The organism is Gordonia sp. NB41Y (assembly GCF_030718915.1).
GTDB lineage: Bacteria > Actinomycetota > Actinomycetes > Mycobacteriales > Mycobacteriaceae > Gordonia > Gordonia desulfuricans.
Window position 1 is genome coordinate 288,755 of the sequence record NZ_CP132196.1, and the last position, 10,068, is coordinate 298,822.

General features: G+C 70.1%; 7 protein-coding genes. 4 read left to right on the top strand and 3 right to left on the bottom strand.

The annotated features are described in order from the left end of the window. Positions 1–2 precede the first annotated feature (2 nt). From Q9K23_RS01155 to Q9K23_RS01165, 3 genes are read left to right on the top strand one after another with little or no spacing between them, the layout of a single operon-like run. Positions 3–680 (top strand): hypothetical protein, encoded by a 678-nt coding sequence (locus Q9K23_RS01155; protein ID WP_020794346.1) that lies wholly within the window; start codon positions 3–5, stop codon positions 678–680. After that, positions 677–1,717 (top strand): 3-oxoacyl-[acyl-carrier-protein] synthase III C-terminal domain-containing protein, encoded by a 1,041-nt coding sequence (locus Q9K23_RS01160; RefSeq protein ID WP_053777198.1) that lies wholly within the window; start codon positions 677–679, stop codon positions 1,715–1,717. Before Q9K23_RS01155 ends, Q9K23_RS01160 begins: the two co-directional genes overlap by 4 nt. Continuing rightward, a complete protein-coding gene (locus Q9K23_RS01165; RefSeq protein WP_082365864.1) occupies positions 1,714–2,916 on the top strand; it encodes an aminotransferase class I/II-fold pyridoxal phosphate-dependent enzyme in 1,203 nt (400 codons plus the stop codon). Before Q9K23_RS01160 ends, Q9K23_RS01165 begins: the two co-directional genes overlap by 4 nt. On the opposite strand, the gene Q9K23_RS01170 is transcribed toward Q9K23_RS01165, so the two are convergent. Both Q9K23_RS01170 and Q9K23_RS01175 read right to left on the bottom strand, forming a co-directional pair. Next, positions 2,826–3,539 carry a hypothetical protein gene (locus Q9K23_RS01170; RefSeq protein WP_152972721.1) on the bottom strand — a complete coding sequence of 238 codons (714 nt, stop codon included), beginning with the start codon at positions 3,537–3,539 and terminating at the stop codon, positions 2,826–2,828. The two genes, Q9K23_RS01165 and Q9K23_RS01170, sit on opposite strands and share 91 nt — an antisense overlap. A 225-nt stretch (positions 3,540–3,764) precedes the next feature. Then, positions 3,765–6,665, bottom strand: a complete 2,901-nt coding sequence (locus Q9K23_RS01175) for a BTAD domain-containing putative transcriptional regulator (protein WP_305950350.1) — start codon at positions 6,663–6,665, stop codon at positions 3,765–3,767. A gap of 208 nt (positions 6,666–6,873) precedes the next feature. Here Q9K23_RS01175 and Q9K23_RS01180 point away from each other — a divergent pair, with 208 nt between their 5' ends. After that, positions 6,874–8,433, top strand: coding sequence for an AMP-binding protein (locus tag Q9K23_RS01180; RefSeq protein ID WP_053777201.1), 1,560 nt, complete (start codon positions 6,874–6,876; stop codon positions 8,431–8,433). On the opposite strand, the gene Q9K23_RS01185 is transcribed toward Q9K23_RS01180, so the two are convergent. Then, positions 8,409–10,037 carry an ABC-F family ATP-binding cassette domain-containing protein gene (locus tag Q9K23_RS01185; RefSeq protein ID WP_053777202.1) on the bottom strand — a complete coding sequence of 543 codons (1,629 nt, stop codon included), beginning with the start codon at positions 10,035–10,037 and terminating at the stop codon, positions 8,409–8,411. The two genes, Q9K23_RS01180 and Q9K23_RS01185, sit on opposite strands and share 25 nt — an antisense overlap. Positions 10,038–10,068: the final 31 nt, after the last annotated feature.

Here is a 10,068-nt window from a genome sequence, read left to right on the forward strand (position 1 = left end):
CCATGACCGCGACACCACCACCTACCGGATCGTCGACCCCGCTCGCCGACCTCGACGGCGTCACCCTCGACGGCGTGATCCGGGCCGAGACCCACACCCGCGCCGAGATGACGCCGACGGTGATCGACATGATGCGGTCGGTCTATCCGCACGAACGGGTCTACGGCAGCTACTGCCCGGTACAGGGCTACGTCGACGCTCCCCCGCGCGAGCTCTACGAGTGGCTCGCCGACACCCGCTCGCTGGAGGAGTGGACCTACAGCACCCGCTACCTCCGGCCGACCGGAACCCCCGACCTGTGGATGGGTCGTGACCGGCTGTCCACCGACACCGAGTTCTACGTCCGCACCGTCGCCAACCCCGACGCCATGACCGTCGACTACCACTGCGCCTGGGACCAGGGCGAGCACCTGTGGATGATCTATCTGATGCGCGTGGTCGACGCCCAGTTGGTGCTGAACAAGCCCGGATCGGTGGTGTTGTGGAACAACTGCCGCCATCCCTTCTACGACGCCAACCCCTACCCGAAGATCGCGCCCGAGGGACGCGAGGAATGGGTCGGGGACCTGTGGGACATGTTCGCGGCCGGTCATCAGATCGAGTTGGACAACCTCACCGCCATCGCCGAGCACCGGCACCGCGCCGGACTGCCCCTGACCCCCGATTGGATGCGTTCATGACCGCCTTGCACTCCCCTGATCCGACGGCGGTGGCGTTGGCCGACCTCGCGACCTATCTGCCCGAGAATCGGGTCCCGGCAGAGTATTTCGCCGGCTTCGCCGAGGACGACACCCTCGCCGACAGCGTCATGTTCCGGGCGCCGGCCTTCCGTCATCACGCCGCCGACGGCGAGTCGTCGGCCGACATGATCGTCGCCGCCGCACGGGTTCTGCTCGATCGGCACGGGCCCGGCCATCTCGACGACGTCGACATCGTGCTGACCCACAGTCAGCTCCCCGAGGTGCCGGTCCGCGGATGTGTGGGTGAGGTGGTACACCGGCTGGGCCTGACCCCGTCGCTGGTCCTCGACGTTCACAACGGTGGCTGTGCGGCGTTCGTGCACATGATCGACGTGGCCGGATCGCTGTTGCGCGGCGGCCGCGGTCGCAAGGCGCTGATCGGCCTGGCGCAGAACAGCGCCGGCCAGATCTTCACCCAGGAACAGGTGCGCGGAAAGGCGCAGGCCGCCATTCCCGGTGACGGCGCCGCGGTCGCCGTCGTCACCCTCGACGAGGACGCCAATCCGGTACTCGGCATCGCCTCGCGCAGCTTCGGCGAGTACTCCGGCGACATGACGTCGGTCGCCCACCCCGACCGCAAGTACTGGGAGGCCGGCCCCGGCCAGATCCACGTCGGGTTCACCGAGGCCAAGGTCACCAAGGTGCTCGCCCGGGGCAACCGGATGGTGCCCGAGGTGGCGATGGCGGTGGCCGACGAGATCGGGATCCGGCCCGCCGACCTCGACCTGCTGGTCACCAACCAGCCCAACCGGATCTTCCTCCGGAACTGGCGTGAGGCCCTCGAACTCCCGGAGGAACGACACCCCGACACCTTCGACACGTGCGGGAACCTGTTCGCGGTGGGAATCCCGATGACCCTCGATGCGGCCATCACCGCAGGCCGGGTGGCGCCGGGTTCGGTGGTCATGGCCGCGGCCTTCGCCCACGCCGGTGACTATGCGGCCGCGGCCGCCCTGCGGTGGAACGGGAGGTCGTGACCATCGCACCGCCGGTCCGGCTGGACCTCAACGAGTCGTTCTTCCCCCCGTTGCCGTCGGTGACCCGGGCACTGGCGCAGTCGGCCGATGCCGCCCACCGCTATCCGGAGTTCCGGCCCGAACGCTCGCGACGCGTCGTCGCCGACCACCTGCGCGCCGACGGACCGACCACCCACGGGGCGAACACCCACCGACCGAATACCCACGGGGCGAACACCGACGGCGCGGGGACCTGTGGATTCCCGCTGACCCCCGAGCACGTCACCGTCGGACCGGGCGGCACCGCCGTGGCGCACACGCTGCTCGCCGCCGCCGTGGACCGGGCGGCCCGGCGTGGGGTCCTGTTCCCGGAGATCGTCACGGCCACACCCACATTCGACGGGTTCGCGTTGATCGCCGATGCGCTCGGCGCCCGGCTGGTCGGGGTCGGTACCGACCCGGCGGGTCGTCCCGACCTGCACGCCCTGCGCGCCGCGATCGGACCGGCGACGGCCGCCGTGATCATCTGCTCCCCGCACAATCCGACCGGGGCGTGCGTCGACGGCGATGCATTGCGGCGCTACGCGACCGACTGCCCCGACGGTGTGCGGATCCTGCTCGATCAGGCCTACGTCGAGTACTGCACGGACCCGCCGGACCTGTGCGCACTACTCGAGGCGTCGTCGGAACTCGTCGTCCTCCGGACGCTGTCGAAGGCCTACGGCCTGGCCGCGGTCCGCATCGGATATGCCGTCGGACATCCGTCGGTGATCACCGAGACCCGGCGCTTCGAGATGCCCTTCGCGGTGAGTTCTGCTGCGGCCGCGGCACTTCCGGTGGCGTTGGCCGCCCGGACCGAACTCGCGCAGCGCGTGGCCGCAACGCGTGCGCAGCGCGACCGGCTGGTGCACACCTCGACCGCCCTCGGCTGGCATGTGCCGGTCAGCCAGGCCAACTTCGTCTACCTGCCCGGCGCCCAGGGACGGGCGGCGGGCCGGCTGCTGGCGGCGGCAGGTCTGCACGGGCGGACGGTGGGCGACCACGGCTTCCGGCTGACCGTCGCCGATGCCGCGGTCACCGATCGGGTGCTCGACGCCCTCGCCGCGGGTCCGGGGGACCCGCTCCGTCGTCATGACCGGTCCGCCGGGGCCGGGTTGTTCCCGAGCGGCGCGACCACATCCCGCCCCCGGGTGGCCAGCAGGACACCGAGCACCCCGTAGCCGAGTACGAACTGCGCAGCACCCACATAGAGCCCTGCGGTGCCGAGCGCGGCGAGGGGTACGCCCCACAGCAGCCAGCTCTGTGCGAACAGCGTCTGCCATCGGAGCCATCCCTGCCAGCGGCCGGCGATCGCCACGCGGACCCCGATCACCACCATGCCCAGCATCGACAGCGGCCAGCACGTGTCGAAGACCGCCCACAGCACCGAACCGTGGATCAGCCAGAACGCGTCGAGGACGGTCGAACAGATCGCCCCACACAGCAGTACCGCCTGGATCAGGTAGCCGATCCGCGCCACCGAACCCGTGGCGCCCGGCCGCGTCATCGCCCGCTCGGCGTACTGCAGCCGGAGCAGGGCGAGCAGCGCGATCTGGAACAGCAGGGCGCCAAGCCCGCCGAGCATCGACACGATGCCGAAGCCCTCGGTGTCGGCGACCGCCGACAGCCCGACGGCCACGGTCACCGATCCGACCGCCAGGACAATCCCGGTGCCGCGCCGGCCGGGTCCGGTCGGGCCGGGGTCGCGTGGGTCCGCGTCGACATCCGGTCGGGGCACATCCGGTCGGGGCACATCCGGTCGGGGCACATCCGGTCGGCTCACGTGTACATCGGTACGGTCCATCGTGGGCTCCTCTCCCACTGTGGCCGCCGGGTGCGGCGGCTCGGTGCGAGAAGTCTCACCGCCACCGGTTGTGAGTCGCCTGAGGTTGCGGGCCCCGGCGTTCCCAGCCGATTCCAAGTGGACGGCGCGATACTCGCCGCCATGTCGGGTCGGGTGTGCGTCAGGTCCGGGCCCTCCCAGATCCGGTGTGGGCCCGGCCGGCTCCGGTCCGGGTCGCGTCGGGCGTCAGGACAGGCAGGCGGCGACGAAGTCGTCGGCCTCGGCATCGGTGAGTGCACGTCCGATCGCGTGGTGTTCGGCGAACACGTCGTCGTCGACCTCGTCGCGGATCTGCGCCACCCACGGACCGAGGTCGACGATGTCCATGGCATCGGGCCGGTACCCGGTCCGCTCGGTGTGCCGGGCGACCACACCGAGCAGCCGGGCGGCCGTCGCATGATCACCGCGGCGGAACGCCACACAGGCCAGGGTGTCGATCGCGGTCATCCAGGAGGTGAGGTCGTCGGTACTGCGGGTGATGTCGACGAGTCCGGCGAGTTTGCGTTGTGCGGGTCCGTCGATCCGCCCCCCGGCGATGTCGCATTTGGCGTGGATCCACAGCGACGACCCGACCACCCAGTCGTGTCCGCGCTCGCGACCGATCTCCACCGACCGGGTGAACTCGACGCCGGCGGTCTCGTGATCACCGGCGCGGAAGGCCGCGGCGCCCAGCACCATCCGGGCGGCCGTCTCCAGCCAGCCCTGATCGTCGCTGGCGGCGATCTCGAGTGCCACCCGTGCCCGTGCCGACCCCTCCTCGACCAGTCCGGCCCCCGCCTGGAAGTTGCCCAGCGTCAGAGTGGCATCGGCGAAGACGAACCGGTCCTCCCGGGTCTCCAGGCCCAGGTCGCCGTCGGCGATCAGCCCGTCGACGACTCCCATCGTCGACAGCAGCGAGGCGAGGTCGCCACACAGGTAGGCGATCATCATCGCGCCGGTCAGCGCGCGCAGCCGAACAGCGATGGGTACCGCCGGGTCGCCGGCGGCCGCGACCACCGGGTCGAGCATCCGGACCCCCTCGTCGATCAGCCCGCGGCGGTACCAGTACCACACGATGTTGCCGACGATCTCGAGGTAGGCCACCGGGTCGTCGGTGCGGCTGCGGACAAGGGCCGCATGGATGTTGGGCATCTCGACGTCGATCCGACGGGTCCAGCCGAGGCTGTCGGGGCCCTGCAGTCCGGCGAACACCGGTCGGCTGAACTCGCGCACCCACTCCAGATGTGCCGTGTCGATCGCGGCGGCGACGTCGGCGGCGAGATGCTCGCGGGCGTACTGGCGCAGGGTCTCCAGAATCCGGTAGCGACGCGGGTCCCCACCGATCACGGTCACCATCGACGAGTCGATCAGCGCCTCGAGGTCCGGCAGCAGCCGCACCCCGTGGCCGGTCACCGCCTCCGCGGCGGTGAAGTCGAAGCTGCCCTCGAACACCGACAACGCGTCGAACAGGGTCCGTTGCGAGTCGTCGAGCGCCCGGTACGAGGCATCGATCGCGGCCTCCATGCTGATGTGCCGGTCACCGCCGGCGCCCGGTGCCCCGCGCCGATCGTGGCGGAGCATCGCGAACCGGTCGTCGAGGCGTTCACGCAGTTGCCGCACGGAGAGCACGGAGTTGCGGGCCGCGGCCAGCTCGATGGCCAGCGGCAGGTTGTCGAGCGCATCGCACAGGGCGATGATGTCGCCGCGGTTCTCGAAGCCGGCGGCCGCCGGTGCCCGCTCGGCGAACAGCGATGCACCGTCGGCCAGGGGGGCGAGCACGTAGACCGACTCACCCGGTACGCCCAGCCGCACCCGGCTCGTCGCCAGGATGGACAGCCGCGGGCACGCGGTGAGCAGACCCAGGGCGGCCTTGGCGATCTCGTCGGCGATGTGTTCGCAGTTGTCGAAGACCAGCAGGGTCTCGCGTTCGGCGAGCAGGGATGCGACGGTGTCGAGGCCGCCGGGGGCGGTCAGCCGCAGCACCCGCACCAGGGTGTCGACGACGGCATCGTGATCGTGGGCACCGGAGAACTCCAGGAACCACGGCCCGTCGGTCTCCCCGCCGTCTGCCGCCCGGCCCTGGGCCACGGCGAGGGCGACGCGTGTCTTGCCGATCCCGCCGGGTCCGGTGACGGTGACCAGACGTTCGGTGCGCAGCATCGCGGTCACCTCGGCGACCTCGGCGTCGCGGCCCACGAACGAGGTCAGTGCGGTCGGGATGTGACGTCGGGGTGTCCCGCGGTCGATTCTGACGTGATCTGCGGCCGGGCCATCGGCGCCGGGGTGAGCGGCGCCGGCACCCGCCGCGGCGGAATCGGTTCCGGCCGAGATCGGTCGGGTCGGCAACAGCGACGGATCCTGTCGCAGGATCGCGGTGTGCAGGGCCACCAGCGACGGCCCGGGATCGGTACCGAGCTCGTCGGCGACGACGCGACGGGCACGCCGGAGACTCTCCAGGGCCTCGGCCTGGTGTCCCGCCCGGTACTGCGCGAGCGCCAGCAACTCCCACCACTTCTCCCGCAGCGGGTTGGTCCGCAGCAGTTTGGTGAGCTCGGCGATGACGAGTTCCTGGTCGCCGCATGCCGACATCGCCGCGAGGTGCCCGTCGACGGCGTCGGCGCGCAACGATTCCAGCCGGTCGGCCTCGACCTCGGCGAACTCCCACCCCTCCGCGTCGGCGTAGGCCCGGCCCGTCCACATGGCGAGGGCCCCGGCGAACAGGTCGCGGGCCTGCTCCGGGCGGCGGGCCGCCAGTTCGGTGTGCCCACGCCGGGCCTGCGCCACGAAGCGGTCGGCATCGAGGGCGTCGTCGGGCAGATGCAGGGCATAGCCGGCGCCGGTGCGGACGAGAACCGTCGGGGTCTCGCGACCGTGCGCGGGTTCGATGCCGCGTCGCAGGGTGGAGACATAACCCTGCAGGGTGCCCGAGGCCGAACGCGGCGGTGCACCACGCCACAGTTCGTCGATCAGGGCCGAGGCCGGGACGGTGTCGCCGCCGGCGATCAGCAGTCGTGACAGCAGTGCCCGGGGCATCGGCCCGCCGAGTGCGGCGTCGACACCGTCCACCTGCACGCGCAGTGCGCCCAACACGTGAACATCGATCGGCATGCCGAGAACAATAGGGCCAAACCGAGCGTGTCCGACAGTGGACGACACGCGCGGTCATTCGGAAGAACCCGTGGCCGAACACCGGGCCGGACAACATCATCGGCGATTCCCCGCCACTGACTGAGCGCTCGCTATAACCTGGGTTCCACTACGGGTGATCCACGTCACGAATCAGCCGTACCGTCGCCCCGCCCAGTGAGGAGAGAGTGTGTTCCCTGGAGTCTTCGCCGCCCGCACCCCCGACAAGCCCGCCGTGATCCGCGCCGCCACGGGAGATCAGCTCACCTATCGCGAACTCGACGAGAATTCCACCGCGCTCGCCAACCACCTCGAGGGTCTCGGCCTCCGCCCCGGGGACACCATCGCCGTCGTCTCGGAGAACGATCTGCACATCTTCGAGGCGTACTGGGCGGCCCTGCGCAGCGGCCTCTACATCACGGCGATCAACCATCACCTGACCGACGAGGAGACCAACTACATCCTCACCGACTCCGCGGCGAAGGTGGTGCTCGCCGGCGCGTCGGTGGCGGCGGCCGTCGCGCGCACCGGTGAGATCGCGACGCTCGCCCAGCCCGGCCACCGGATCGCCTGGGGTGGACAGATCGACGGGTTCACGTCCTATGAGGACGTGCTCGCCGCCGCCGACCGCACCCCGCGCACCGATCAGCCGCGCGGCACCGACATGCTCTACTCGTCGGGTACCACCGGGCGCCCCAAGGGAATCCAGACCCCGCTGCCGCAAGGCCAGGTCGACCAGATCCCCGACGCCTATACCGCGATCTTCGCACCGATGTACGGCTTCGACGAGAACAGCGTCTACCTCTCCCCCGCACCTCTGTATCACGCTGCGCCGCTTCGGTATTGCGGAGTCACCAACTCTGTCGGCGGCACCGTGGTGTTCCTGGACCGATTCGATCCGGAGGACGCCCTGGCGGCGATCGAGAAGTACCACGCGACCCACAGCCAGTGGGTGCCGACGATGTTCATCCGGATGCTGAAGCTGTCCGACGAGATCCGCGCCAAGTACGACACCGGCAGCATGAAGATCGCCGTGCACGCGGCGGCACCGTGTCCGGCCGAGGTCAAGCGGGCGATGATCGAGTGGTGGGGTCCGGTGATCCACGAGTACTACGCCTCCACCGAGGCCGCCGGCGCCACCTTCATCGGCCCGCAGGAGGCGCTCGAACGACCCGGTTCGGTGGGCAAGGCACTCCTGGGAGTGGTGCACATCTGCGACGAGGCGGGCAACGACCTGCCCACCGGCGAGGTCGGCCTGGTCTACTTCGAACGTGAAGAGGCCGCCTTCGAGTACCACAACGACCCGGCCAAGACCGCCCAGGCCCGTCACCCGCAGCACGACAACTGGTCGACCACCGGAGACGTGGGCTACGTCGACGACGAGGGCTACCTGTATCTGACCGACCGCAAGGCGTTCATGATCATCTCCGGCGGGGTGAACATCTACCCGCAGGAGGCCGAGAACGTCCTCGTCACCCATCCGGCGGTGTTCGACGTCGGCGTGATCGGGGTGCCCGACGCCGAACTCGGCGAGGTGGCGATGGCCTGCGTGCAGCTCGCCCCCGGATACTCGCCGACCGACGAGCTGGCCGACGAACTGCTCGCCTTCACCGTCTCGAAGATCGCCAAGTACAAGGCCCCGCGCAGCGTGGACTTCGTCGACGACCTGCCGCGCACCCCCACCGGCAAGCTCGTCAAGGGCATCCTGAAGAAGGCGTACTGTCCTCAGGCCAACTCGATGAGTTCCTGATACTCGTCGCTCCAGTGGTCCTCGGTGCCGTCGGGCAGCAGGATCACGCGCTGCGGATCGAGCGCCGCCGCCGCACCGGGGTCGTGGGTCACCAGCACCACGGCCCCGGAGTAGCTGCGCAGCGCGTCGAGCACCTGCTCACGCGAGATGGGGTCGAGGTTGTTGGTGGGCTCGTCGAGCAACAGCACGTTGGCCGCCGACGACACCAGACCGGCCAGTGTCAGACGCGTCTTCTCGCCGCCGGACAGGGTGCCGGCGGGCTGTTCGAGCTGTGGCCCGGTGAACATGAACGCACCGAGCAGTCCGCGAAGGTCCTGCTCCCCCGCATCCGGTGCGGCGTGGCGGATGTTCTCCCACACGGTCGCATCGTCGTCGAGGGTGTCGTGCTCCTGCGCGAAGTAACCGATCTTGAGGCCGAACCCGGGCTCGATGGTCCCGGTGTCGTGCGTCTCGACGCCCGCGAGCACCTTCAGCAGGGTGGTCTTGCCGGCACCGTTGAGGCCGAGCACCACCACCCGTGACCCCTTGTCGATGGCGAGGTCGACGCCGGCGAAGATCTCCAGCGAACCGTAGGCCTTGGTCAGCGACGACGCCATCAGCGGGGTCTTGCCGCACGGGGCCGGATCCGGGAAACGGATCTTGGCGGTGCGGTCGGCCACCCGCTCGTCGTCGAGGGAGTCGAGCATCCGCTCGGCACGCTTGAGCATGTTCTGTGCGGCGGTGGCCTTGGTGGCCTTGGCGCCGAGCTTGGCGGCCTGCGACCGCAGTGCCGACGCCTTCTTCTCGGCGTTGGCACGTTCGCGCTTACGCCGCTGTTCGTCGGTGGCACGCGCGTCGAGGTAGCGCTTCCAGCCCATGTTGTAGACGTCGGCCTCACCGCGCACGGCGTCGAGGAACCACACCTTGTTGACCACGTCGGCGAGCAGATCGACGTCGTGGCTGATCACGATCAGGCCGCCGTCGTGGTTCTGCAGGAATCCGCGCAGCCAGGTGATCGAGTCGGCGTCGAGGTGGTTGGTCGGCTCGTCGAGCAGCAGCGTCGTGGTGGACTTGCCGGAACCGTCGGAGGCCGCGAACAGGATGCGCGCCAACTCGATTCGACGACGCTGACCACCGGACAGGGTGCGCAGCGGCTGGCCCAGGACGCGGTCGGGCAGCCCCAGGCTGTTGCAGATACGGGCGGCCTCGGACTCGGCGACGTAGCCGCCGAGGGCGGAGAACCGCTCCTCGAGCCGGCCGTACTTGGCGACGGCGCGGTCGCGCACCTTGTCGTCGGCGGCCTCGGCCATCAGGGCCTGCTGCTTCTCCATCTCGTGCAGGATCGAATCGAGTCCCCGCGCCGAGAGGACCCGGTCCTTGGCGAGAACGTCGAGGTCGCCCTCCTTGGGATCCTGCGGCAGGTAGCCGAGTTCCCCGCTGCGGACGACGGTGCCCGCATAGGGTTCGGTCTCGCCGGCGAGGATGCGCAGAGTGGTGGTCTTGCCGGCGCCGTTACGCCCGACCAGCCCGATCCGGTCGCCCGGTTGGATGCGCAGTGCAGGGCCGGGCGCCGACAGCAGGGTCCGGGCGCCCGCTCGGACTTCCAGGTCGGTCGCGGTGATCACGACGTTCGAGTCTACGGGGCGGGGTCGCGAT